Origin of the sequence: Gardnerella sp. DNF01204 (assembly GCF_049244145.1) — a bacterium.
Classification (GTDB): Bacteria; Actinomycetota; Actinomycetes; order Actinomycetales; family Bifidobacteriaceae; genus Bifidobacterium; species Bifidobacterium vaginale.
Map to the genome: position 1 here is coordinate 406101 of NZ_CP058379.1, position 26388 is coordinate 432488.

A 26388-nucleotide genomic window follows, 5' to 3' on the forward strand; every position below is an offset into this window, starting at 1 on the left:
ATAATAATTTAATTTAACAATTTTACGCGCGGTGTTTAGCGATTATGCAAAGCATCGCGCGTATAATATTTTTGGGAGGCGATTATGGACACAATTAAGTTAAGTGGTATTAAACCTAGTGATACTGATGCTTTTATTGGCTTATATACTCGCCTTAGTGTTGATGCTGTTTTGAGTTTAGATTTGAGGGCAGCGGTTGCTGGCGACTCTACCCAAACGGTTGATATTGCCCAGATTTCTAAAAGACTTAGCCGCGTTTTGGACTCGTGTGTTCAAGATGATGATATTGCTAAGAATTCTTCGATTTGTTTGGAGCTTACGGCTGGAAGGCTACTGGATTCAGCTATGAAATCTTGGCTTGTTAAACAGGCAGAGATTACTGTTAATGCGCAGTTTAAAGCTGATTTTAACGATGCTTCTTATGATTTACCTAATGCAGATGGCGTGTCTATTACGATTCGTAGGGTTGCAGACGATGTGGAAACATCGCAGATTTTTGGATTGGCGAATCCTACGGACGCGTCGCTTTTTGCGGCTGAGCAGAGGGAAAAATTACAAGATGAGACTTCGAAAGATGAGTCTAAAGATAAGTCGCAAGCAACCAGCGATTCTAATTCTTCTTTAGATTCTGTCTATAGCCAATCTGGCTATAATCCAATTATCACAACTGCAGTAGTGTCAATGCAGGGAGAAAAATCAGAGTCAACAAAATTCGCCATGCTAGATGTAATCACGAGTTTGGAGCAATCGAAAGAACCTATTTCAACTCAATTAGACGGCGTTTCGGCGTTATATCAGGTAAGCTCTGATAAAGGCGAAGAATATTCTGCAATAATAGTGGTATCTAGTACAATGGTAGAAGATGATTTAGCGCTTAAGATCAAAGAAATGCAAATTTCTCAAGAACAAAATTTGCGATTGAGAATTTTAGGCACGAGGCAATACGGATCTGATAGTTCAAACACAAAGACTATGGATTCAGATAGGCTTGGTTCACAGCTAAATGCTGCACAATTGGAGCCATGGATGCAAATTGAGCCAGATGCTTCAATTGACGGAGAACCACTTGCGTACAAACTTGCGTTTGCACCAGATGCAGCGCGAGTCGGTATTTATTCAGAACGTTGGATTATGGGAGAGTGTTGATGAAAGCTTACCGCACGCCTTGGTGGTACTTTGTACTCGGGGTGCTATTTGGATTTGTATTCGGCGCATTCCTGGTGTCTATTACGGAATCAAGCGCAATATCGCTTTCTGGTGCGCCGTGGGTTGTTCTTGCGTTTATGACAATTGGTGGAATAGTTACCTTTATTCTTACTTGGCAGACGCATCAGTATGTTACTGCAAAGCCAGAGGAGCATAAGCATTTAAATATGCAGCTTGCTGTTGCAGCTCTTATGCTTGCAAAAGCGCTTGGAATGGCTGGAGCGATTCTAACTGGCTGGTATGCTGGGCAACTATTCATGTGTTGGCCGCATGCAAATATTCCGCTCTATTCCAACATTATTCGTGAATGCATTATAGCTGGAATAGTATGTCTTGTAGACATGATTATTGGTATTGTGGGTGAGTGGATGTGCCAGCTTCCTCCAGAAGATGGTGCGGATGCATCAAGTGGTACTTCCGACAGGGCACAGTCAGCTGCTGCGATTTAAAATTATTTAAAATATAAAATTTAAAAATATAAGTATAAAACCGAAATACAAAACATAAACACAAACCTAAAATTTAAAAATCTGCTGTAATAATTTAATTTTAATTCAATTTAAATTCAATTTTTAAGGATGGTATATTACTTTGGCTGAATTTATTTACCAAATGATTAAGGCACGCAAGTCTTACGGGGATCGCGTGATTCTAGACGACGTTACCTTAAGCTTCCTACCAGGCGCAAAGATTGGCGTTGTAGGGCCTAACGGCATGGGTAAATCAACGTTGCTGAAGATTATGGCTGGTTTGGAGAATGTATCAAACGGCGAGGCTTCGATTACGCCAGGTTATACCGTTGGAATTTTGCAGCAGGAGCCACCTCTAGATGAAACGAAGACGGTTGGCGAAAACATTAAGATGGCATTTGGTGAGATTGCGCAAAAAGTAGCGCGTTTTAACCAAATCGGCGAAGAGATGGCAAATCCAGATGCTGACTTTGATGCATTGATGGAAGAAATGGGTAAGTTGCAAACAGAGATTGATGCTGCAAATGGTTGGGATTTGGATTCTCAGCTTGAGCAGGCGATGGATGCTTTGCAATGCCCAGACCCAGATTCGCCTGTTTCTGTGTGCTCTGGTGGAGAAAGGCGTAGAGTGGCGCTGTGCAAGCTTCTTCTTGAAGCCCCAGATTTGCTGCTGCTTGACGAGCCTACAAACCATTTGGACGCTGAGTCTATTCTTTGGTTGGAACAGTTCTTACACAAGTACGAAGGCGCTGTTATTGCTGTAACCCACGATCGCTACTTTATGGATAACGTAGCAGAGTGGATCTGCGAGGTGGATCGTGGTCAGCTTTACCCATACAAGGGCAATTACACCACTTACTTGGAAACCAAGGCTAAGCGTATGGAAATCCAGGGTGCTAAGGATGCCAAGCTTGCTAAGCGCTTAAAGAATGAGTTGGACTGGGTGCGTAGCTCGCCGAAGGCACGTCAGGCCAAGAACAAGGCTCGTTTGGAGCGCTACGACCAAATGGAGCAAGAGGCACGCAATTCCAAGAAGCTTGATTTTTCGGAGATTCAAATTCCTGCAGGTCCACGCTTGGGATCGCAAGTTTTGGAAGCGAAGCATATTCACAAGGCTTTTGGAGATCGCGTGTTAATCGACGATTTGTCGTTTACTTTGCCGCGTAACGGCATTGTTGGCGTGATTGGTCCGAACGGCGTTGGTAAGTCTACGCTTTTCAAGACGATTGTTGGCTTGGAGCCACTTTCTGGTGGAGAGCTTACAGTTGGAGATACTGTGAAGATTTCTTACGTGGATCAGAATCGTGCAGGATTGGATCCTAATAAGAACTTGTGGGAAGCTGTTTCAGGCGGACTTGATTTTATTGAAGTTGCAGGCGTTGAAATCCCTACTCGCGCATATGTTGCAAGCTTTGGATTTAAAGGTTCGGATCAGCAGAAGCTTACGGGCGTGCTTTCTGGCGGCGAGCGTAATCGCTTGAATTTGGCTTTAACTCTTAAGCAGGGCGGCAACTTGCTGCTGCTTGATGAGCCTACTAACGATTTAGATGTTGAGACTCTTGAAAGCCTAGAGAACGCTTTGCTTGACTTCCCAGGCTGCGCTGTAGTGGTGAGCCACGATCGTTGGTTCCTTGACCGCGTTGCCACGCATATTCTTGCGTGGGAAGGCGACGATGAGAATCCTGCAAAATGGTACTGGTTCGAAGGTAACTTCCAAGCTTACGAAGAAAATAAGATCGCACGCCTTGGTGAAGAAGCTGCTCGTCCTCATCGCTTGCATCGTAAGCTTACTCGCTAAATCGCGTATAACTCGTGCTATCAGAGTAAAACTGAATTAAAATCACGTATTGAGCTAAAAAGGAGAACAAATGCCGATACTTGATAAAAATGATTCTTCTAAAGTCCAAGAGTATGAGGAATTCATAAAACATTCGCCTTATGGAAACGCTATGCAAGATATGCGTTGGGCAGATGTGAAAAGCAACTGGATTAGTGAATACGTTTATCTAGAAGAAAACGGTAAGATTACAGCAGCAATGTCTGTTCTCGGCATAAAAGCTGTTGATGATAAAATGTTCCTCTATGCTCCTCATGGACCAGTAAGTGATTTTTATGATATAGAAACCACTAAGAAGCTGATTGAAGAAGCTAAGCCTCTTATTGAAAAGTACAATGCGTTTTTGCTGCGAATGGATCCTTGCGTTAAAAACGATCAAGATCTTGTTAAGAAGTATAGAGAGCAAGGTTTTACTTTTAGGAGCGATGGGGAAAAACTTCATTCTTTCTCCAATCCTCGATATGAGATGATGCTAGATCTTGAGGGTAAGTCTACGGATGATCTTCTTGCTGGGTTTAGTGCGATGACAAGAAGGCACATAAGGGCTTCTTTAAAAGCTGGCGTTACATCTAGGTGGAGTCGTTCTCAGGAAGATATTGACAAGTTCTATGAGCTTACTGAGATTATGGCAAAAAGACACGGTATTACATACAGACCTAAAGAGTATTTTGAGAGATTGCTTGCAGCTTATCCAGAAATGAGAATTTATAGCACGGACTATGAGGGTGAGACTATTGCGTGCATGATTGGTTTGCCTTATAACGGTGAATTATGGTACATGTATGGTGCTACTGCGACCATGCAGGGCAAGGTGAGCCCAGGGTATTTGTCTATATGGGATTTGATTCAGTGGGCGCATGAGCTTGGAATGAAGTACTTTAACATGGGTGGTGTGTTCTCACTTGATGTTAGCGATGGTCTTTATTTCTTTAAGTATGGTTTCTGCAAGGCTACTGATCCGTTTATTTGGATTGGTGAGCTTGATGTCGTTGCAGATGAGGATGCATACAGCAAGTTTGTTAATAGGTGATCTCCTGAAAATTTGCTATTTCTAGAGTGCTATAGTGCGCGAGTTGGGGTGAATCTGGTGCAAAGTACATCATGTCGTTCGCGCGCTACGCTTTAAGAGCTCATGCAGGTCGCGTCTCCCGTGTTTGTTTCTATTTTGCTCAAAAAGGGAACAAATGCGGGAATATTCTTACGTGATTTTGATTATCTTGTAGTGTTTTTCTTATCCCGCGTTAGTTTACTTGTATTCGAGTGTAACGGCATGTCGTGTATAGCTTATGCTTATCAATATCATTAATAAAAAATATATAGCGAAAATTTGTGTAAACCTTATTTTGTTAATGTTTAGTAAGGAAAATCAGTAATTTTTTAAAAAATAATATAAATCTGTGATTAAAATCACTCAACAAATTCTCTCAAAATTATTGAATTTTTCCACGGGGGGGGGGGTAGATTACTCTAATTGGCAATTTGCTATCTCTGTGCTTTGTTTTGTTAGTTATTCTACATTTTATGAACAAATATTTGCCTGTGATGCAAAAAGTCGAAAAGTATAGACGTCCTAAAAGGGTGAAGTATATGACGAGTAAACAAAATAGCGCGAAACACATATCCATATCTAAAAAGTGCACAAAATCTTCGTACCTAGATAATTCTGTTATCGATTCAATGGCGAAATCGATTACGTCTACAAACTTTGAGGCAACTTCTTCTAGGAGGGTCTCTGTACTTCCTAAAATTGCTTTAACAGCAGTGCTAGCAAGTTTGCTTGCATGTGGAGCAGGATTGCCATCTAACCATGCATGGGCTAATGGCGTGAATATGCCTGACGGCAGCTATAGGTATGCGAATCGTGATTCTTCTACAAAGGCGCAGAAGTATGTTGATATTAAAGCACTTCCTTGCGATAAGAATCAGGTAACTGATAAGAATAAGGCTGATAGAGAAACTTACGGACAGTATTACAAGGTCGAATACCAGTTTAATTCTCAGGGTGAATGGTGGGGTGGTCGACCATTTTGGTGGGCGAGCGTGCCTAAGGATGTTGACATTGTAGATAATAAAGTTACTTTGCATAAAGATGAACAGTTGACTGGTGATGGCGGTTCCAAACAAACAGGTGCAACATATGGAAAGGATGCTTGGAATCAGTCTGCAAGCCGTTTCTGGTTTAGTAAGAATACGGAGAAAACTGAGTTTGAGAATAACTGGAAGAGGATGACTGGTGAAGCCGGCGGTTATGACAACTCAGGTGATACTTACAATACTTCTACAGCATATATGAACGATACGAGTGCACTAATTATTAACTGGGAGAGTAGGGGCAATAGAAAATCTAAGATTAGCTTTGTTATCAAACTGAAAGATAAAACGGAGCCTTTAAAGTTTGCTGCAGGTGTGTACCAGGTGATGGGCAACTGGCATTACACTGTTGGCAAAGTTGAGATTGCTCCAACGTTGCCAGAGTATTCCAAGGAATTGGAACTTAATTATCCTCAGGCTACAGAAATTGCTACATTTGGACAGCCAACAGAGTCTGAGCGAGATAAAATACTCAGCAAGCTGTGGGATGCTAATAAGAGTAATACCGATGTGCTTAAAAAGCTTAAAGGTATGGAACAGACTCAAACTGAAGCGGCTTTCAAACAGGCTGTAAAAGTCAATAATGATGGTAGCGCGACTATTACGTACAAAGATGACTCTAAGGATACTATTTCTAAGGAGAATCTAACTAAGCGCTACGTGCCATTGTCAGAGCGCACAAAAATTACGTATCCAGCTTTGACTCCTGTGAAGAATACGTCTTCTCTTGATTCAACAGAGAAGACGCAAGTTGAAAATGCTATTAAGAATGCTAATCAGAATAAAAATATCAAGAGTGTAACTGTTGATGGTAACGGTAAAGCGACTATCACGTTTGATGATAAAATTGGCACTCCTTCCACTAAGACAATTGAAGGCCAGTATCTTGTAAAGAAGCAGCGTTCACTTGCGGATAAGTTTACCCCTTACTATCCAGTGCCAATGGCAGTTGGGAATCCAAGTAAATTGTCTGCATCTGAGCAAAAAACATTGTTAGAAAAAATCTATGAAATTAATCAATCTAACAAAGAATTCATGGATGCTATAGGAAATCCAAATACAGACGATGCTAAGAAAAAAGCTATTTCTGTTAGTAGTAATGGTGATGTAACTATCACTTATACTGATAAGTCTAATGATAAGCTCGATGGCAGCAAGATGGTGTATAAAAGTAAGCCACTCGCTGATTTGACGAATATTACACTTCCAGCTCGTACAGCAGTTGATAATGCTAAGAGTTTAAAAGAGGAAGAACAGAATAAAGTTAGAAAAGCTATATTAACAGCCAATAATGGTCTTAAAAGCAAGCTAAAAGGTAATAATGAAAATAGTGCTATCACATTTGATAATGATAAGCATATTATGACTGTTAAGTTTAATGATGATTCAACTTCTACCTTCGACTATTCTGAGTTGGCGTATACCAATGGTAATCCAGAAAAGCCAAAAACTGAAACAAAAAATAATAATGGGTACAAGTACAACATCACTAAGATTGCTATTAACGATAAGGATAAGCCGCAGGTTGCTGATTGGAATAGTTTTGTCATAAAGTTCATTCAAGATAATTGGAAAGTTAAATCAGGAAATGCTGAAATAACTACAGATTTTATAACTAAGACTGATGGCTTACTGAATAAACTTACCACTACTGGTGACAGTATAGGTAATGGAATGCAACTTTACAGATATAGTGGACAGTGGATTGAAAAAAATGGATCTAATCTTAAATTGGTTAGAGGTGGATTTGGTGGTGAAGATGGAATTGTAACAATTTATTTAGGCGACTCCATTGAAGTTAGAAAATCTAGTAAATATGGTGGTTCTGATTTAGCATTCAGTCTTACTAAGAACGACTGCTTCGTATCTAATGCTGCTGCTCCTCAGCCTGAAGAACTTAAGAAGGAAGCTGGGAATCTTATTGACAAGATTCTTAAGAAAAATGGCTTGAATGATCAAGAGATTAAGAAGTTCAAGGAAGATCATAAGAACGATATCAACAATATTACTAAGCCTACGGATGTAGACAATATCATTAAGTCTGCTGACAAGCATGGTAAAGATGAGAAGAAAAAGAAAGATGCTCAAAAGCAGATTGAGAATGCTCAGGATAATCTTGGTTTACCTGAAGATCAGAAGAAAGAACTCAAAAAGAAGATTGGTAATGAGACTGATCCTGAAAAGATCCGTGAGAAGATAAACGAGTTCCAAAAGGATCAGGATCAAAAGAAACAAAAGGAAGCTGATCAAAAGCAGCAACAAGCTGATCAGCAGGCTGAGCAACAACAGAAACAGCAGCAGCAGAAAGATAATACGAAGGTTGATACTGATATACAAACTCAGAATCAGCAAGAACAGCAAGACACAGGCAAGGCTAAAGAAGCTAAGAAGAAAGCTGAACTTGAGAAGCAAAAGCAGGCTGCTATTGATGAAATTCGCAATAATGATAAACTCAAGCCTGAGCAGAAAGAGCAGTTTATTAAGCAAGTTGATGAAGCTCAGGATACTGATGGTGTAAACAAAGCCAAGAATGACGCTACGTTAAAAGGCAATCAGAATCAGACTGCTTTTGATAACAGTAATAATAATGGTCTTGATACTGCTAAGCAAGCTGCTAAGGATACTATCGGTAAGCTTACTAATCTTAATGATACTGAAAAGCAGAAGTATCAGGGTGATATTGATAAAGCAAATAGTCTTGATAAAGTTGCAGAGATTCTCAACAAAGCTGAGTTTGAGGATGCTAAAGCTGCAGCTAAGAAGAAGATTGCTGATCTGAAGCAGAAAGGTGATCTTACTGATCAAGAAGCTACAGATCTAAATAATCGCATTGATAAAGCTAATGATTTGCGAGAAGTTGAGGGTATTCTTGAGGAAGCTGAGTTAAATAAAGCTAAGAGTGATGCTAAATCTGATGTAGATAAGCTCACGAATCTTAACAAAGCTCAAAAGGATGCTTTGAAGCAGAAAATTGATGATGTTGAAACTGATCCTACCAGCGATAATTTGAAGACTGTTGATCAGGCTAAGACTGCCATCACTGCTGTTGTTGCTAAGGCTAAAGAGCTTGACAAGAAGATGAGTGATCTTAAGACTCTTGTTGATTTGGTCAATAAACAGAAAGAAACTCTTAAGAAGTCTGATGGCTACAAGGATACATCTAAGAAGAATGCTTTTGACACTGCATTAACAAATGCATCTACTCTTGTTGATCTAACTAAGGGTACGAATGCTGATGGTGCCAAGGTTGATGAGACTAAGAACACATTAGAAAATGCTGTTAAGGATCTCGGTGGTAATACTGTTGACAAGTCAAAGCTTCAGCGTGAAATTGAGACCGCTTATGAATGGCAAGGCAAGAATAAGCAGGGTAAAGATGATTCTTCTATAAAGAAGAATCCAAAGTATGAGAATGCTTCTAAAAATAAGAAGAATGATTTTGATACTGCTCTGTCTAATGCAAAGAAAGTTTATGACCAAAAAGATGCTTCACAGGTGTCTATTAATGAGGCTGAATCTAAGTTAAGCAAAGCAATTGATGCTCTTGATGGTCATAATAAATCTGATTTGAATGATGCCATAAAGAAAGCAAATTCAAAGAAATCTGAAATTGTTTACAATAACGCGTCAGAAGATAAGAAATCTGCTTTTGATAAAGCGTTAAAATATGCTGAGGAAATCGAAAAGAAGCTTGGCGCATCAGATGTTGAGATCAGTAAAGCAAAAGACGACTTGGATAAGGCACTTAACGATCTTAATGGTAAGGTTAAAACTTCTGATTTGGAAGCTGCTGTAGAAAAAGCAAAGAAAATGAAGAAGTCAACAACTGATCCTAAATCTGATGGCGATCCTAAGTATGAGAATGCTTCTCAAGAAAAGAAGCAAGCTGTTGATACGGCTCTCAATCGCGCTGAGTCTGCTCTTGCTGACGCTAAGAAGGATAAGTCAAAGAACACTCCTGAGCAAAAGCAGAAAGCTATTGATGAAGCATTAAATAAACTTAATGATGCTATTAGTAATCTTGATGGTGTTGACAAGACTAAGTTGACAGGAAAGCTTACGGAGGCAAAAGGTAAGAAGGATACTCCTGCTTATAAGAATGCTTCTAATACCAATAGTAAAGCGCTTGATGACGCTATAGCTTCTGCAGAAAATATCGTAAATAAAGCTGGTGCAACAGAGAAGGAAATTTCTGATGCTATCAATAAGCTTACCAAAGCTATCGATGGTTTGGATGGTCATGATATTTCTGATTTGCATAACGCTGTTGATAATGCCAATACTAAGAAGTCTAAAGTGTCTTACAAGAACGCCAATCAAGATAAGCGAGATAATTTTGATAAGGCTCTGAAAGCTGCTGAAGAAATCTTGAAGAACCCTAATGGTAAGACTGAGCAGGCAATAAAGACTGCTAAGGATAATCTTGAAATTGCATCGAACGAGCTGGATGGCGTTGTTGATACATCTAAGCTGCAGTCTGAAGTTACTAAGGATACTGATATAAAGGATAAGCCGCAGTATAAGAACTCTGATAAAGATAAGCAGACTACTTTTGATCAGGCTCTTATCGAAGCTCAGAATGCTTTGAGTGAAGCGAAGAACAATAAGTCTCAGAAGTCTCCTGAGGATAAGCAGAGTGCTGTTGACAATGCTTTGAAGAATCTTCAGACTGCTGCATCTTCGTTGAATGGTGTTGATATTAGTGCTTTGCAGGAAGAGATTGCTCTTGAAGGCACTGTGAGAATGTCTTCTGCGTACCTCTATGACACTTCGGATAAAAAGACTGCATATAATGATGCTTTGCAAGATGCGCGAGATCTCGTTTCAAAGTTGGCTGATATATCTGGTACTGGTAAAGATCTTGCTTCTAAGACTCAATCAGAGCGTCAAGCTCTTGTTGATTCTGCTTTGAAGAAGCTCCAGCGGGCTAAGAATGCGTTGACTGGTGTAGCTCCTGCTCAGTCTCTGTCTCCAGTTATTCCTGTGAATCCAGAGTTTGAGCAAAAGCCTGTTCCAGTTCCAACTCCCGATACAACTCCAACTCCAGAGCAAACTCGTGATTCTGGTTTTGGTATGAATGATAATGCGCCAGCTATTGTAGATAAGGGCGAGTTGCATTTGCAGATCGAGGGTGCTGAATCCGATTTGCAATCTAGCGATAATGCCAATGGTTCGCAGCAGAACAATGTGGATGATAACTCTAGCAATTCTATTAATTCAGGGAATGTTAGCAAGAGTACAAATAGTGGTAATGGTGTCACCAGCAGTTCTGCTGCTAAGCAAGATAATGCATCCAATGATAATGGATCACATGATGCAAATATCGATTCTGGTGTAGAGAATTCTCCAGCTGTTAAGCAGGCGGATATTGATGTTTCTAAGGCAAAATCTAATGTTGATAGTGCTTTGGCGGAAGCTAAAAAGGTAGCGGCCGATCCTCATAGCACTCAGGAACAAGTGAATGCTGCTGTTGAGAAGCTGAGTGCTGCGCGTAAGGCTTTGCTTGCTGCTAAGTCTCGTGCTTCGCAGGTTCGTGATGAGGTTCGTGCTCAGGTTATTAAGAATTCTAAGTCTGCTGGTATGCGTGCTTATTCGAATGCTGAAATGAGTAGTGATAGTAATAAGCGTGGAGAAATCAGTGGCATGAATACTGGTTCTGTTGTTGCTCCTACTGGGCTGCTGGCATCGCTTCTCGCTGCTGCTGGAGCGCTATTTGCTGCTCGTCGTGGTGGATTGCGCAAAAATAAGTAAGCAGTTTTAGCAGTGTAAATTGGTTGCTCGGTTTTATAGCTTTTTGCTTGTAGCTGAGCAACTTTTTTATTCTCGTAACCTGTATGGCTGACTAGTTTATAACCGTATGCACTTATGCAGGTCATTTTTTACTTGTATTTGTACGTGCTATGGGGTGAATATGGCGTAGGGTGTGTTTCGACGTTAGCGCGGTTTAAGTGCGCTCACGTCTTTGCCTGTGTTTGTGTATTTTCGCCCGTGTTTGTAGTCGTTTTTGCTCAAATGATAAACAAACTTGGGAAAATATTCCTTTAGGATGCACGTAAATTAGGTCAAATCTGGTATAAAGTGCGCAATAGTTCGCGTATATTATGTAACGCTTATGTAATAAATGTTTTTGCTTATAGTCGAAAGCGCATCAATCTTTTAATATTTGATTTGGATCAAATATTAATAAGTACAGTGTCTCTATTCTCAAATGTACGGCTATGCTTAGAATTGATTTCTAAACTGTTTGCCACCGAAAACCAGTTACTTTGTACAACACATGTACTTATACATATAGCAGAAAATATGCACATGCACTTTTTATTAAAATTGATTATCTTCATTGATTATCCTAATTATGTAAAAACATTTAGCTATAAATATTTAGCCCTTTACTGATCCAGCTAAAAGACCAGAAACTATCCACTTCTGGCAGAAGCAGAAGAAAATAAACACTGGAATCAAAGCTAATACAGTCGTTGCCATGAACAAAGGCCAGTTTGTTGTGAATTGTTGTACAGCATTGTAAACCTGTAAGACAACAGTCTGTTTGTCTGTTGATGATAAGAACACGCTTGGTAAAAGAAAGTCATTCCAAGTGCCCATTGTTTGGAAAACAACTACGGCTACAATAATTGGACGTATAAGAGGCAGAACTATAGTCCAATATATTCGGAATGGTCCTGCGCCATCAATTTTTGCTGCTTCAAATAATTCTTGTGGAAGAGCTTTCATATAGCCAACAATAAGAAAATAGCAAAAGACGCAGCTACCCATATATAGCGCTACAAGACCTGTAAGAGTATCTGTTAAACCTATTGAAGATTCCATACGGTATAAAGGCAATAAAGTCGCTTGTACTGGTATTGCAAATGTAATCATTAGGATTGACCCAATAATCATAGTAAAAAGAGATTTTTTCTGTACTACACCATAAGCTGCAAGTGATCCGATTAATACTTGCAAAATAACAGCAACAGCAGTCACAATAATTGTGTTTATAAATGCTTGAATGATTGTTCCATCTGCAAACGCATCTATGTAATTATTCCATAACCATTGTGTTGGTAGCTGCAATGGGTGTTTAATCATGTCGATAGGTGTTTTGAATGAACTAATTACAACGTAGTACAGGGGGACAGCGCATATTAGAGCAATTGTCCAAACAACTATAGTTCGAACTGTTTGAGATACGATTTTGTGACGCTTATTCATTATTGGAATCTCCTTGCAACTGTGCTTGATACCTTCATTTGGATTGCAATAACAATTACGCAAGCAATCGTGAATAATGTAGATAATGCTGATGCTAAACCAACGTCAGATTGTCCCATGCCGCGCATAATTATCGCTTGAGTTATGGTATTTGTGGAATGACCAGGACCTCCAGCGGTCAATGTGTATGGTAAGTCGTATATTTTCAAAGCAGTTGTCATCAATAAAAATGTTGAAACAACCATTCCTGGAATTAACTGTGGCAAAGTTATATGAACGAATCGCTGTAAACCATTCGCACCATCTACTCTCGCTTGTTCATAGAGATCTGCTGGAATTGCCTGAAGCCATGCGATGTATAAAGTAGCATGCCATCCAACTTGCATCCATACTGCTACGAACATTACGCAAAAACGTGCCCAGTTATCTTGAGAAAGCCATTGAATAGAAGGTAAGCCAAATGTGTGTAAAACTTGATTGGCGACTCCAGAATCTAAAGGAGAAAAAATGTATTGCCAAATTAGACCAATTACCGCTTGTGCTGGTACTCCTAGGAAGAAGAATAATGATCGCAAAAAACTCTTACCAATCATTGCTTGATTTAAAACAACGGCTAGAGGAATTGCCAGACATGTAACTACGATGGTAACGATGAATGAATACATCAATGTAAAAATTAATGCTGAAAGTAATGATGTGTCAGAAAAGACTTGTTGATACTTTTGCAAGCCGATGAAGTGAAAATTTAAATCGTAGCCATTGAAATCAGTAAATGAGTAAAAAATTGATTGCATTAAAGGAATTAAAGTTAACACAATAAAAATAATCACTATTGGCAATAGGAACCAAAATGAAGTTAAATTATCTTTAAAGTCAGCTGAAGATACAGAAAACTTATGTCTTATTTGCTCAGAATTGCTGTTATTGTTTGGTGAACACCTCATAGTAATGCCCCCTCTATGATCTACAAATCTGCTATTGCTAACAGGATTACAGATGCAAATTACTCTCGTCAATGAAAACGGGTTGCACTCTGTAACAGATTTTACTGATTTAAAATTTCAGAGTGCAACCCATTCTGCTTATACTATTTCATCGAATTCCATTTATCGTCTAACAACTTAGTGAATTCTTTTGGAGTGATTTTTCCTTGAACTAGCTCTTGTTGACGAGATGCCATTTCTGTCATCATTGCGCTAGGAGACTTGGAGAAGTTCACCCAGTAGAATTTGTTATTTTGGAAATAATCTTTAATAACTCCAGCAAGTTCAGCAGGAGGATCTGCGCGATACTTATCAGATAATGACAAAGTTCCAGCATTTGTTGTGAACGTCTTAAGACCATCCTTGCTGTTCAAATATGCTAAGAATGTTTTTGCTGCTTCTTGCTGAGCTTTAGATGCTTTAGCTGCAATAGCGAATCCTTGGTCAGGGCCACCATTAATCCACTGCTCTCCATTCTTATAAGAAGGCATAGGAGCAACACCAAAATTAATTCCAGAGGCTTTTACATCTGCCAAATCCCAAGGACCAGAACGCATAACTGCAAGATTTCCAGTGACAAATTCTTGCTTTACCTGATCTGCTGTTAGGCCAATGCTCTTATGAGGAATGACTTTTGCGTCTATAGCTTTAGCCCATTCGCTCAATGCTGGAGTCCACTCTTTACTAAATGTTGAAGATCCGTTCCAGATTACTTCGTCTTGCTTATCGTTTTTGTCAGAAGCATATTTACTTGCTAATAATGCCTCGAATGTGCCAGATGGCTGTGTGTTAAAATCTTCCAAGAATGCGACTTTACCAGAATCATTAATCTTCTTGCCCATAGTAATAAAGTCGTCCCATGTCTTAGGGAATTCAGTGTATCCAGCTTGCTTCAAAATATCTTTATTGTAAAACATTGCACCAACCCAAGCAGAAACTGGCATGCCATATGTTTTACCGTTGTGTTGGAATAGCTTGAAGTTTGATTCATCAATTCCAGAGAAGAATTTTGATCCTGAAATATCCAGAGCTTGACCAGATTGCATTATGTCAGTGCGGTTATCCATTGTTAAATTGAAAATCGTCGGAGGAGTGCCGCCAGCTAGTCGAGTTTGCAGAGTTTGGATGTATTGCGTTGAATTTTGACCATATTGCGCATCAATCTTAATATTTGGATGTGCTTTTTGAAATGCTGAAATTACATTGCCTATCTGATTTTTCTTGAAGTAAGAATAAAACGAAATAGATACTTTTCCAGCAGAATTTCCATTGCCACATGCTCCCAATGGTAATAACACTGTGGCGAGTGTCACCAGTGCCACCGCCGTGCGCTTTACATTTCGAAACCCACACCTCATTGTGATTTCCTTTCTTTGTGATAGCAAATCTTCTACCATCTTTTCAATACGTATTAGTACTGATAGGTACAGTATGACACATATCTTATAAAAATGCAACTTAAATATAGTTATATGTGTTTTTAAAAAGATATATAACAAGCGTAAAAATAGTGATTTATTAAGGGATTTCGTTATTTATGAGCAGGATAAACTTGTATGGATAAAGAATATTTTATATATATTAGACAATATCCATTATTAATATTATAGTAATAATACGTATTAGTAATAATTGAATGTATACAGATAATATTTTTTAGGATGCAAGATGAACGTGGAAATTAGTCGCACAATGGATGTGCTAAACACAGCAGACGCAACAAAAACAGATGTAGTTTCAAATGTAGTCGATAAATTTGTAACCACAATTAGGTTGCTCGAAGGGGAGCGCTGGTGGGGTGGAACAGTAATTGATGGGATATATGAACCATTTGGGAAACAAGTATTTACAAGAGATTTGTCTGAATGGACTCAAAAACTAAGAGAAGTTCCTGAAGCCTCAAATCAATCTTCTCCGCTACTAATATCTACGTGTGGACGATATGTATGGTGCAAAGAACCTTTCAAATTTACATTCGCAGATAGAACTCTATCGATAGAACATTCATCATCTCTAACGTTTACCAAAGTTGGAGATAAATTATCTGATGCTTATAAGTATGCTTGCAATAAATATTTTCCACCAAGCGGTAGAAGTATACCTGCAGATCTTATTGATAAGCCGCAATATAATACTTGGATCGAAATGCCTTATGCTCCAACGCAAAATAAAGTAGAAAATTATGCGCGTCAGATTCTTGAATTAGGAATGCCATCTGGAATCATTATGATTGATGACAAATGGTCACCTGATTATGGTGATTGGACATTTGATATTTCGCGTTTTCCAAAACCTCGTAAAATGATTGACTCATTGCACGAACAAGGCTTTCGTGTAATGCTTTGGCTCGTGCCTTTCATTAGTCCTGATTCTGAAAATTTCCGTTATTTGGAAAAAGAAAATCTTTTATTGAGAAGTGTAAATGGGGAAACAGCAATACGACGATGGTGGAATGGCTTGAGTGCTGTTTTGGATTTGTCGCATCCAAAAGCAATCTCTTGGTTAGAAGAGAAGCTTGATGCTCTTAGACAAATAGGTGTTGATGGGTTTAAATTCGATGGTGGTGATTTTTATGAGTGTCATAACGATGACATTTCATACGAATCAATGACGTCTGCAGAATTTTGTGAGCGATGGGCGAAATTCGGGTTGCGCTACTCTTACAACGAGTTTAGAGCATGTTGGAAAATGGGTGGTCAGCCTTTAGCGCAGCGCTTACGAGATAAGCCACAATCGTGGGGGGTTGAAGGTCTACAATCGCTTATTCCAGAAATAATAGCTCAAGGTCTTATTGGTCACGCATTCACATGTCCAGATATGATTGGTGGAGGCGAAATTGAATCTATGCAAAATGCTAATAGTATAGATCAAGATTTCTTTATTCGGTATGCACAGATTGCAGCATTATGTCCTATGATGCAATTCTCTACTTTACCTCACCGTGTTTTAGATAAAGAGCATATGAAAGCTCTAATTTGTGCTATAAGAACGAGAGAAGCACATTTGCCGACGATACAAAAGTTTGCATTAAATGCTGCTAATACTGGTGAGCCAATAGTACGACCAATGTCTTACCACTACGATCATTGTGAAGATATAATTGATCAATTCTTACTTGGAGACAGAATTATAGTGGCTCCAGCTCTTCATAAATATCAAAAACAGCGTTCTGTTTATATTCCTGATGGAAGTTGGGAAAGTGATGATAAAATTATTTTTGATGGACCAACTACTATCATTGTTGATACGCCGTTGGATCGAATTCCAATATTCACAAAAAAAATGTAGAGTATATTTTGTATATACTATATATTCTGTATATTTTGGGATTGATGGCAAGTAGTACAAAGGTTGTAATTGCTTAGCGATAGGTTGTAATGCAATGAGAATTTCACAAGACGGATTTGCCTACAAAGCTCCTACAAGTAAAGATGTAGCGACTTTAGCTGGAGTTTCGCAAACAACTGTTTCGTTTGTTATTAATGATAAAAACGGGATTGCTCCTGAAACACGTAACCGTGTACTCAATGCAATGCGCACACTTAACTATCATCCTAACGCTGGCGCTCGCATTCTTCGAACATCTAAGACGAACATTATTGCACTATTTGCAGAGATGCGTAGCAATAAAGATGCAAATGAAACTACTCCTTACATAGATACCATAGTTCGTTATGCTGAAGAACATGGATATGATGTTATTCTTAACACAACTGCACATGATTCAAAGAGTATACAAAGATTAGCTAATAAGACACTTTGTGATGCTTTTATCCTTATGGATATTGAGACTAATGATCCTCGTATACCAGTAGTTTGCCAATTGACTCAGCCAACAGTGCTAATTGGAAGACCTAGAAATGCGCAGGGCTTGGATGTCGTAGATTTAGATGCTCGTATTGCAGGACGCATGGCAGTTGATGAACTATATGAGACAAATCATCATCATATTGCTGTAATAGGGGAGCCTGTGAGTAACCCGTACTCTATAGACTTTGAAGAGCCTGAAAACATGTTCTTTATTCACGAGTTCCATATGGCCATACGTCAAGAATGTGAAAAGCTTAATATTCCGTATTCTATAATCCCAAGAAAATCTCCAGACTGGACAGGTTTTGTTGAATGCGCTGACAGATTATTGAAGTACAAAGATGATAGACTTGGTATTATTGTTCGTCAGCCTAGTGTGGCTCAGTGGTTGTTATGGTATTTGAAAGAACGAAATATTCAGCCTGGGAAAGATTTATCGGTTATCGTACATTGTTCTGATGATTATGCAGAGAGTTTCCCAACGCCTATTACTAATATTTCAACTGTTCCAAGAGAAGTTGCAAAAACTGCGATTCAACTAGTACTTCAGAGACTAGATAGTGAATCCAATCAACAGCATTCTGAATTTAAACAAAATAAGATTATTCCTAATCGCACTAATCGTGAGATACTTGTAGCTCCATCTAATATACATAGGAGAGCAACGACTGTTACATCATGGTAATACGCCTTTTAAGTATTTCATATGCAATTTGTGATATAAAAGTATTATGTCTCTTATGCGCAAAACAAAGCACGTGCTTATGAATAAACTTAAACGCGTGACATGTTTATGCGCAGCTGCGTCGATTTCTCTATTGGCGGTAGCGTCTTTGAGTGGGTGTGAGCCTAATAATCACGCGGTTGGGGATACGGGTAAGGCAGACGACATAGTTCACGATGGCATTGACGTAGAAGATATCAAGCTACTTATAGTTGGGTCAAAATCCGCATCTCTTGATTCCAAGCTTCTTCATTTATGCGAAAAATCTGGTTTGAGTGCAGCTTATGCTTCTGTGTCGGATGTTAAGAACGCTAATGAGGCTGCAAGGGATGCGATTAAGTCTGCTTCCGAGCAGCCTGTTTCTATGATATTGATTAACAACATCAATATTGATGCTTCAGATTCTACAGATTTAGGGGTTAAAAGCAATGCTGGTGGAGCGCATGTAGATTCAAAGGCTCGTGAATCTTGGATTGATGCGCTTAAATATGCTCGTTTTGCTGGAATACCAGTAGCTCTTGTGAATCCTAAAAATCCTCCAAAGGATTCAACTTTGTATGCTGCAAAATTGTATATTTTCAAGGATTTAGACAATCAAGCTTTGTTTGAGTTTAATAGGGATAATAAGTCGAATGTAGATAAATCGGGAAAAATTCAACATTCATCTCTTCTAAAAATCGTTCAATCCTTAATAGATAATACGCCTCACAGCAGGGATGTGATTATAAATGACAAGAACTAGCGTAATTAAGAAAGATTTGCCAGAGACTTCGCGGAGGCTGCAGATGCGTGATTTGGATAATTTGCGTGACATAAGTGACATGTCTGATTTGCCTGATTTGCCAGAAGTTAACGAATCTGGTTTAAATGCAGATGAAGTTTCTTATGCTGTGGAAAATGGCGACGTTAACATTACGACTAATCGAACATCTAGGTCTGTGCTTTCTATTGTGCGCGCCAACGTGTTTACACTTTTTAACGCGATTATCTTTGTAGCAATGGTGGTTGTTCTCGCTACTGGATCTTGGAAAGATGCCGTTTTTGGTTTTGTTATTTTGATTAACACTGGTATTGGCGTTGTTACTGAGTTGCGTGCAAAACACACGCTTGATAGGCTTTCGATTCTTGTGGCTTCGCGATCGATTGTGCGACGAGGCGGAAAGAACGTTTTTATAAACCATTGCGATATTGTGCTTGGTGATTTGTTATGGGTTCGTGCTGGAGACCAGGTTCCTGCAGACGTGCAAGTGCTTGAATCTTGGGGTCTGGAGATGGATGAGTCAATGCTTACGGGCGAATCTGCAACTGTACGTAAGTCTGCAGAGGATCGTGTATATTCTGGCTCTACCGCTGTTTCTGGTGTTGCTTTGGCTCGTGTTACGGCTGTGGGTGGCAACAGTTATGCTGCTAGATTGGCTGCTCAAGCAAAGGTTTACACTAAAACAATTTCGGATTTGAGCCGCGGAATTAACACGATTTTAAAGTGGATGACGATTGTTGTTGTGCCTCTTTGCGCTTTGCTTGTATGGTCTCAGATTAGTAAGGTTGGTGGTTTTGCGCTTGCGTGGCAGACTGGCAATTGGCGTAGTGCCGTGGTTTCTGCTGTCGCTGGTGTTGTTGGCATGATTCCAGAAGGTCTTGTGCTTTTAACTTCGCTTAATTTTGCTGTTGCTGCTATGCGCCTCGCTCGAAAAAAGACTCTGATACAAGAGCTAGAATCTGTGGAAACTTTGGCGCGAGTGGATTGTTTGAATTTGGATAAAACTGGCACTATTACGGATGGTGGAATCGCATTTGTAGGCGTGGATTTGCTTGATGACAATTTAAGTGATGTTGTAAAGCAGGGCAGCGCAGATGCTTTCGACTTGAATGATGGTTTGCGCGGTTTTGTAAATCAAGCTTTATTTGATTTGTCTAATGAAGAAAATCCAAATGCTACTGGTATAGCAATTATGGAAGGTCTTGGTAGCAAAGATACCTTTAGCAAAGGTCTTAATGATAAAAACGTTGAAAATCAGGGTGTCTCCTCTGGCTGCGTAATAAATAATCGTCTTCCGTTCTCGTCTTCTAGAAAATGGAGTGCTATTAATTACAAGCATAAAGATGGTAGTTTTGAAACTTGGTACATGGGTGCTCCAGAAGTTTTGGTTAGTGCGATCCGTGAGTTTCGTGATTGTTCTGACGGCAATTCTGATTCTAACTATTCTAATATGCGCTCGCATGAGCAGTTTGATCGTATTTTGCATAGTGTAAACGAATATGCTCAAAAAGGTGAGCGTGTGCTTCTCCTTGCTTTAGATGACAGCGATTCATGTGATTCTACTTTTTCTGATTCTCCTACTATTTCTTCTAATGCGCGTCCTGTTGCCTTGGTTCGCTGTTCGGAGAAAATTCGTTCGGATGCTAGACAAACACTCGCATGGTTTAGGCAGCAGGGAGTTAGATGCCGTGTTATTTCTGGCGATAATCCTATAACAGTTGCTGCAGTGGCTGAAAAAGTTGGATTAACTGGCGATTCTAAGCCTGTGGCTATGGATGCTAGGAATCTTCCTAAAGATGTTAATCAGCTTTCTCAGGTCCTTGAGAATGTTGATGTTCTTGGTCGTGTTTTGCCAGATCAAAAGAAGGCGATTGTTCAGGCTCTGCATGCTAAGGGTCATGTTGTTGCTATGACTGGCGATGGTGTTAACGATACTCTTGCGCTTAAAGAAGCGGATTTGGGTGTAGCTATGGGGAATGCTGCTCCTGCGGCTAAGGCTGTGGCTCAAGTTGTGCTTGTTGATTCGCGTTTTTCGCATCTTCCAGACGTGGTTGCTAGGGGTCGTCAGGTTATGGCAAACATGGAGCGTGTTGCAGGATTGTTCCTTGTTAAAACTGTGTATTCTGCACTTATTTCGGCTGGTGTTGTTCTTCTTGGTCTTCACTTCCCGTATTTGCCTCGTCACATAACTTATATTGGCTCGTTAACAATTGGTATTCCAGCGTTTTTGCTGGCTTTGGCTCCTAATTCAAGACGTTATATTCCAGGGTTTTTGCATCGTGTTGTGCGTTTTGCTCTTCCTAATGGTGTGGCTGTTGCTATATCTGTGTTGGTTACGGCTGTTTTTGCTCCTATGATGTTGGTGCGTGGTTTAGATGCTTCTGGTGTGAGTGCTTCCAAGCTCATTGTTGGTGCAGCCAAGTCTTTGGATGTGACTCGTAGTATTTGTTCGGTTGTTGTTTTTGCGCTTGGTGTAGTGGTTTTAGCTACTGTTTCTAAACCTATTTTTTCTTGGCGTGGAATAATGGTGTTGTGCTTTGCGCTGGCTGGTGTTGTGGGTGTGTTTATACCGTTTGTCGCTCATTTCTTTGATTTGCACATTCCAACTAATGGGAACGATATGTTTGTTATGATTTGTGCAGTAATGTTTGCTTTTGTTGTGTGGATGCTTTTACACTTATTTAGCAGACTAATCGTAAGTTGGTTAGACAACAGTCATTCTTCTGATATTTCTGCTGCAGATATTTCTATGGATGAAGATGCTGATTAGCTTTTATTAGCTTTTATCAACTTTAGTTGGTTTTTGGGTTTTGTAGTGCATTTTATTTTTATGTTGAACGCAACGTATATCGAATCGCTGCGTGTCGTGACTTTGAAATTATGCTTACAATGTATATGTGTTCAGTATTTTAGAAATGTTTTCGATTGGTGTAGGACCTAGTTCTTCTCATACTGTTGGTCCTATGCGCGCTGCGAACGCTTTTGTTACTTCTTTGAAGGAAAGTGGAAAGCTTAATAATGTTGCGCGAGTTCATGTTACATTGTACGGTTCTTTGTCTCTTACAGGTTTAGGTCATGGCACGGATCGTGCTTCTGTTGCAGGTTTGGAGGGTAATTTACCTGACGATGTTGATACAGAACACATGATGACTATTCGCGAATATTGTAAGAAAACTGGTACTTTGACTCTTGCTCATAGTCATACTATTGAATTTGATTACGATTCAGACGTGATTTTTGAAAAGTGGAAGCGCATGGTTGCACACCCTAATGGCATGAGGTTTGTGGCTTTTGATTCTCAAGGTAATACTGTTGACGAGCAAGTTTGGTATTCAATTGGAGGTGGTTTTATTCGCAAAGGTAACGCGAATGATGCAATGGTTGGGTTGCATGATCGCGTTTTAGACGATGCGAATAATGTTGATGATTCTAAGTCTGACTCGACAAATAATTCTGTAAATGGCGATTCTTCCGTAAATTCTTCCAATGATTCAACTGTTCCTTATCCTTTCTCGACTTGTAAAGAGCTTATTTCAATTTGCAAAAAAGAACATAAGAATATAAGTGATATTGTTTGGCAAAATGAGCTTGCTTTGCATGAGGGAGATGCGCATTACGTTCGCTCCTATTTGCTACATGTGTGGAAGGTTATGAGCAAGTGTGTGGAAAATGGTTGTAATTCTAAACAGGAGATTCTCCCTGGAGGACTTGATGTTCCTAGGCGTGCTCCCAATATGTATGCTCGTCTTGCTGCTAATTCAGATATGCTTCGTCAGAATCATCGTAGGGCTGATTCAGCTTTAGAAAGCTCCGATTCTGCGTGGGTTAATCTTTTTGCACTTGCTGTGAGTGAGGAGAATGCTGGTGGTGGTCGTATTGTTACGGCTCCTACTAATGGTTCTGCCGGAATTATTCCAGCTGTTTTGCAATATTATTGGCGGTTTGTAGATAGTGCTAGTGAAGATGGAATTGTAAGATTCCTTCTTGCTTCTGGCGCTGTTGGATACCTGTTTAAACGCAATGCTTCGATTTCTGGTGCAGAAGTTGGATGCCAGGGAGAAGTTGGTTCCGCGTGTTCTATGGCTGCTGCTGGATTATGTGAGGTGCTTGGCGGCACTCCTGAACAGGTTGAAAATGCTGCGGAAATTGGTATTGAGCATCATCTTGGTTTGACTTGTGATCCTGTTGGCGGTTTGGTGCAGATTCCTTGCATTGAGCGCAATGCTATGGCTGCTAATACGGCGATTAATGCTGTGAGAATTGCTCTGCTAGGTGATGGTTCGCATATTGTTAGCCTTGATAATGCGATTAAAACAATGAAGGAAACTGGTCAAGATATGATGTCTAAGTACAGGGAAACATCTAAAGGTGGACTCGCCGTAAACGTTGTTGAATGTTAGATTGAATGTTAGATTGAATCCTAAATTAAATTTTGGATTAGATTAGGATTTAGATTAGGATTTGACTTTATATTATTGGCATAGGTAGCGGTTGAGTGCTAATCTAAATCACGCTATAAGATTACAGAACTGTTATAATGTTCGAAGTTTTTGGATAATGCTATTAAACATTAGTTGATTTTTGCAAATGTTTTAAGCATTTACATATGGCTGTAAGGGATTGGAAAAGATTATAAAGGAGGGCAATATGGCACAGGATATGCCAGAAGTAGTTTCGGAATTTGGTACTACGCCAACGGTGACGTTCCCAGCGTCTGAGCCGCCAGCGGGGCTTAAGGTTGTTGAGTTAGTAGAAGGTAATGGTCCTTTAGTTCGCGCTGGAGATACTGTGACTGTTAATTATCATGGTGTTGTTTGGGGCGCGGATAAGCCGTTTGATTCTAGCTTTGATCGTCATAGGCCAGCAAGTTTTGGCATTGGTGTTGGTCAGGTGATTCAGGGGTGGGATCGTACTGTTCCAGGTCATAATGTTGGCTCTAGGCTTCTTGTTTCTATTCCGCCTGAGTATGGTTATGGTTCTCGTGGAGTTCCTCAGGCTGGAATTGGTGGTTCAGACACTCTTGTGTTTGTGATTGATATTATTTCTACGCGATGAATATTGCGTGTGATTGATTTTTAATTTGCTGTTTTATTCTTTGTTCTTTATTAAGGAGATTACAAAATGGCTGAAGAAAAAACGATTTTGTTGACTAAGGAAGCTTACGATAAGCTCAAGGAAGAATTGGCTCATCGCGAAGGCGAGTATCGTGATGAAATTACTGAACGTATTGCTGCTGCGCGAGCTGAGGGCGATTTGTCTGAAAATGGTGGTTATCAAGCTGCTCGTGAGGAGCAGGGCAAAAATGAGGGTCGTATTAACGAGCTTATTGTTAAGCTTCGTAATGCTAAGATTCTCGAAGCTCCAGAAGCTGGCAGTGTTGGGAATGGCTCTCTTGTAACCTTGGAGCTTGCTGGCCGAGAAATGACTTATGTACTTGGCTCTCGCGATATTGCTGTTGCTACAGATTACGATGTTATTAGTCCAGAATCTCCAATTGGTGCTGCAATAATGGGCGCTAAAGCAGGTGATACTGTTAGCTATTCTGCTCCAAATGGTCGTGAGATTTCTGTAACTATCAAGGATTCTCATCCTCTCGCATAATAAATTTTTATGTGACAGGAAAGTTCATTTTTTAATCGCTGTGATTTTAAAGCTCTTATAGCTGCTAATCACAGCGATTTTTTTTTATTATTTGTTTTACATATTGAGAGAGTATTTGTAATGTTTTGCGTTTGCTAGAAATTTAGTTCTAGTTCTGCTTAAAACGTTAAATTTTTCTTAAGATAGTAACAACTTTACCCATTATTTTTGCGTGTGATCCATCGATAGGTGAATACGCTGGATTGTGTGGCATAAGCCAGACGTGACCATTGTCTTTTCTAAACGTTTTTACAGTAGCCTCATTATCTAGCAGTGCGGCAACTATATCTCCATTTGTTGCTTCATTTTGTTCTCGTACAACAACGTAATCTCCATCGCAGATTGCTGCATCGATCATTGAATCTCCATGCACTTCTAGCATAAATAGATTTCCGCTTCCAGTAAGTCTTTCTGGCAATCTCATAACATCTTCAACGTGTTGCTCTGCTGTTATAGGTGTTCCAGCTGCAATTCTCCCAACAAGTGGTACGTCGTGTGAGTGAATCAATGAGTCGTTGTTGTATATGCTTACATCTACTGCTGATTTTGTAATCAGTGTATGAGCTTTCTCCTTATTTTTCTTTAAGAAATCTCCAATAACCTCAATGGCACGCCCTTTATTGGCGCTTATTCTTATTAGTCCTTTCATTTCTAAGGCTCGCAATTGATGTTTTACGGAAGAAGGACTTCTTAAGCCTACAGCTTCGCCTATTTCTCTAAATGATGGAGGAAATCCATGTTCTTCAAGGCAATTTTGTATGGCATCCATGATTTTGCGCTGACGATCTGTTAGCGGTTCTGTGTTGTGCGCCGCGGAATCACTAATCTCGTTTGTGTTGATATTCATGGTGTCTCCTTTCGATGATTTTATTCTATGACAAACTCGCAAAAAAATCAAACATATGTTCGACACGCCGTTGCATCTTTAGAACAGATGTGTCAAGATTGATACACCTGTTCGATAGAACAAATGTTCATATGGATTTATATTGATTTAAATTTGTGAGAAAGGGTAATTATGCATAAGAGATCAAAAGCAACTGGTGCTTTATATAGTCAGTTTGCGAACAACGGTACTTGCGTAGATAAAACTTGTTTAAAACGAAATAAGTATAGTAAATCTTTTATTAGATTTATTGTTTTTGTTGCTTTAGTGTGTTTTGCATGGATTATTTTTACTCCAAAGCCAGCAGTTTCTGCAGTGTCAAAATCTTTTGTAACATACACTGTTCGTCCTGGAGATACTTTATGGAGTTATGCAAAAACTATAGCAAACAAAGACAGTAATATTTCTGATTCTGTAGATTATCTCATGCAAATTAATAATTTAGATTCAGCAGATTTAGAAGTAGGTCAGTCTATAAAAGTGCCGTTTATAGATGATTAATCAATGTAGATAATTTTATTCGATAGTTAAAATATGGAGGTTTATATGGATTGGATTTGCGAATGTGACTCGTATGATGAAGATTATAACAATGTTGTATTTATGGCTTCGTTGATATATGAAACAACGGTACAAGTAATTGCAGATATGGCTTTATACCCATCAATTCAGGTATTTATTGGTAAAATTTATCAAGAATATGGACAAAAATATGAAAAAATCGATTTATTTATATAACAAATATTAAAGCATATATAACATATTTTAA

At 39.4% G+C, this 26388-nt stretch carries 18 protein-coding genes; 14 read left to right on the forward strand and 4 right to left on the reverse strand.

Translation table 11 applies throughout. The features are described 5' to 3' along the window. Positions 1-84: 84 nt before the first annotated feature. The 5 genes from HXT46_RS01540 (at position 85) to HXT46_RS01560 (ending at position 11355) form a co-directional block, all read left to right on the forward strand. Positions 85-1146 (forward strand): dihydroneopterin aldolase, encoded by a 1062-nt coding sequence (locus tag HXT46_RS01540; RefSeq protein WP_004112237.1) that lies wholly within the window; start codon positions 85-87, stop codon positions 1144-1146. Then, complete coding sequence (locus tag HXT46_RS01545; RefSeq protein WP_004112239.1) at positions 1146-1655, forward strand: DUF3180 domain-containing protein; 510 nt, start codon at positions 1146-1148, stop codon at positions 1653-1655. Before HXT46_RS01540 ends, HXT46_RS01545 begins: the two co-directional genes overlap by 1 nt. Before the next feature lie 142 nt (positions 1656-1797). Beyond that, the gene (gene ettA, locus HXT46_RS01550; RefSeq protein WP_004122991.1) at positions 1798-3474 is read left to right on the forward strand and encodes an energy-dependent translational throttle protein EttA; all 1677 of its coding nucleotides are present in this window, start codon (positions 1798-1800) and stop codon (positions 3472-3474) included. Positions 3475-3544: 70 nt separating this feature from the next. After that, on the forward strand, positions 3545-4543 hold the full coding sequence (locus tag HXT46_RS01555; RefSeq protein WP_004115724.1) for a lipid II:glycine glycyltransferase FemX: 999 nt from the start codon (positions 3545-3547) through the stop codon (positions 4541-4543). A gap of 557 nt (positions 4544-5100) precedes the next feature. Beyond that, positions 5101-11355, forward strand: a complete 6255-nt coding sequence (locus HXT46_RS01560) for a sugar-binding protein (protein ID WP_421786159.1) — start codon at positions 5101-5103, stop codon at positions 11353-11355. A 630-nt stretch (positions 11356-11985) separates the two neighbouring features. On the opposite strand, the gene HXT46_RS01565 is transcribed toward HXT46_RS01560, so the two are convergent. The 3 genes from HXT46_RS01565 to HXT46_RS01575 all read right to left on the reverse strand — a co-directional run bounded on the left by HXT46_RS01565 (position 11986) and on the right by HXT46_RS01575 (position 15157). Beyond that, complete coding sequence (locus HXT46_RS01565) at positions 11986-12816, reverse strand: carbohydrate ABC transporter permease (RefSeq protein WP_004115716.1); 831 nt, start codon at positions 12814-12816, stop codon at positions 11986-11988. Further along, positions 12816-13760 (reverse strand): carbohydrate ABC transporter permease, encoded by a 945-nt coding sequence (locus tag HXT46_RS01570; protein WP_020760108.1) that lies wholly within the window; start codon positions 13758-13760, stop codon positions 12816-12818. The genes HXT46_RS01565 and HXT46_RS01570 overlap by 1 nt, the downstream gene beginning before the upstream one ends. Positions 13761-13903: 143 nt before the next feature. After that, positions 13904-15157, reverse strand: a complete 1254-nt coding sequence (locus HXT46_RS01575; RefSeq protein WP_004112252.1) for an ABC transporter substrate-binding protein — start codon at positions 15155-15157, stop codon at positions 13904-13906. Between the two features lie 310 nt (positions 15158-15467). Between HXT46_RS01575 and HXT46_RS01580 the strand changes: the two genes are divergently transcribed. The 7 genes from HXT46_RS01580 (at position 15468) to HXT46_RS01610 (ending at position 24694) form a co-directional block, all read left to right on the forward strand. Beyond that, complete coding sequence (locus HXT46_RS01580) at positions 15468-17087, forward strand: glycoside hydrolase family 31 protein (RefSeq protein WP_004112254.1); 1620 nt, start codon at positions 15468-15470, stop codon at positions 17085-17087. 94 nt (positions 17088-17181) lie between these two features. After that, entirely contained in the window at positions 17182-18294 is a 1113-nt protein-coding gene (locus tag HXT46_RS01585) for a LacI family DNA-binding transcriptional regulator (RefSeq protein WP_004112255.1), read from the forward strand. Between the two features lie 46 nt (positions 18295-18340). Further along, positions 18341-19075: a hypothetical protein gene (locus HXT46_RS01590; protein ID WP_004115711.1), complete on the forward strand. Its 735-nt coding sequence runs from the start codon at positions 18341-18343 to the stop codon at positions 19073-19075. Continuing rightward, complete coding sequence (locus HXT46_RS01595; protein WP_421786163.1) at positions 19062-21863, forward strand: HAD-IC family P-type ATPase; 2802 nt, start codon at positions 19062-19064, stop codon at positions 21861-21863. Before HXT46_RS01590 ends, HXT46_RS01595 begins: the two co-directional genes overlap by 14 nt. A 145-nt stretch (positions 21864-22008) precedes the next feature. Next, entirely contained in the window at positions 22009-23493 is a 1485-nt protein-coding gene (locus HXT46_RS01600; protein ID WP_004112260.1) for an L-serine ammonia-lyase, read from the forward strand. A 247-nt stretch (positions 23494-23740) separates the two neighbouring features. Then, positions 23741-24148: an FKBP-type peptidyl-prolyl cis-trans isomerase gene (locus HXT46_RS01605; protein ID WP_014554739.1), complete on the forward strand. Its 408-nt coding sequence runs from the start codon at positions 23741-23743 to the stop codon at positions 24146-24148. 66 nt (positions 24149-24214) lie between these two features. Further along, positions 24215-24694 (forward strand): GreA/GreB family elongation factor, encoded by a 480-nt coding sequence (locus HXT46_RS01610; protein WP_004112265.1) that lies wholly within the window; start codon positions 24215-24217, stop codon positions 24692-24694. Between the two features lie 166 nt (positions 24695-24860). Here HXT46_RS01610 and lexA read toward each other — a convergent pair whose 3' ends face one another. After that, positions 24861-25580 carry a transcriptional repressor LexA gene (gene lexA / locus HXT46_RS01615; RefSeq protein WP_004112267.1) on the reverse strand — a complete coding sequence of 240 codons (720 nt, stop codon included), beginning with the start codon at positions 25578-25580 and terminating at the stop codon, positions 24861-24863. 171 nt (positions 25581-25751) lie between these two features. Between lexA and HXT46_RS01620 the strand changes: the two genes are divergently transcribed. After that, positions 25752-26120 carry a LysM peptidoglycan-binding domain-containing protein gene (locus HXT46_RS01620; RefSeq protein WP_014554737.1) on the forward strand — a complete coding sequence of 123 codons (369 nt, stop codon included), beginning with the start codon at positions 25752-25754 and terminating at the stop codon, positions 26118-26120. A 45-nt stretch (positions 26121-26165) separates the two neighbouring features. Further along, the gene (locus HXT46_RS01625) at positions 26166-26357 is read left to right on the forward strand and encodes a hypothetical protein (protein ID WP_014554736.1); all 192 of its coding nucleotides are present in this window, start codon (positions 26166-26168) and stop codon (positions 26355-26357) included. Positions 26358-26388 lie beyond the last annotated feature (31 nt).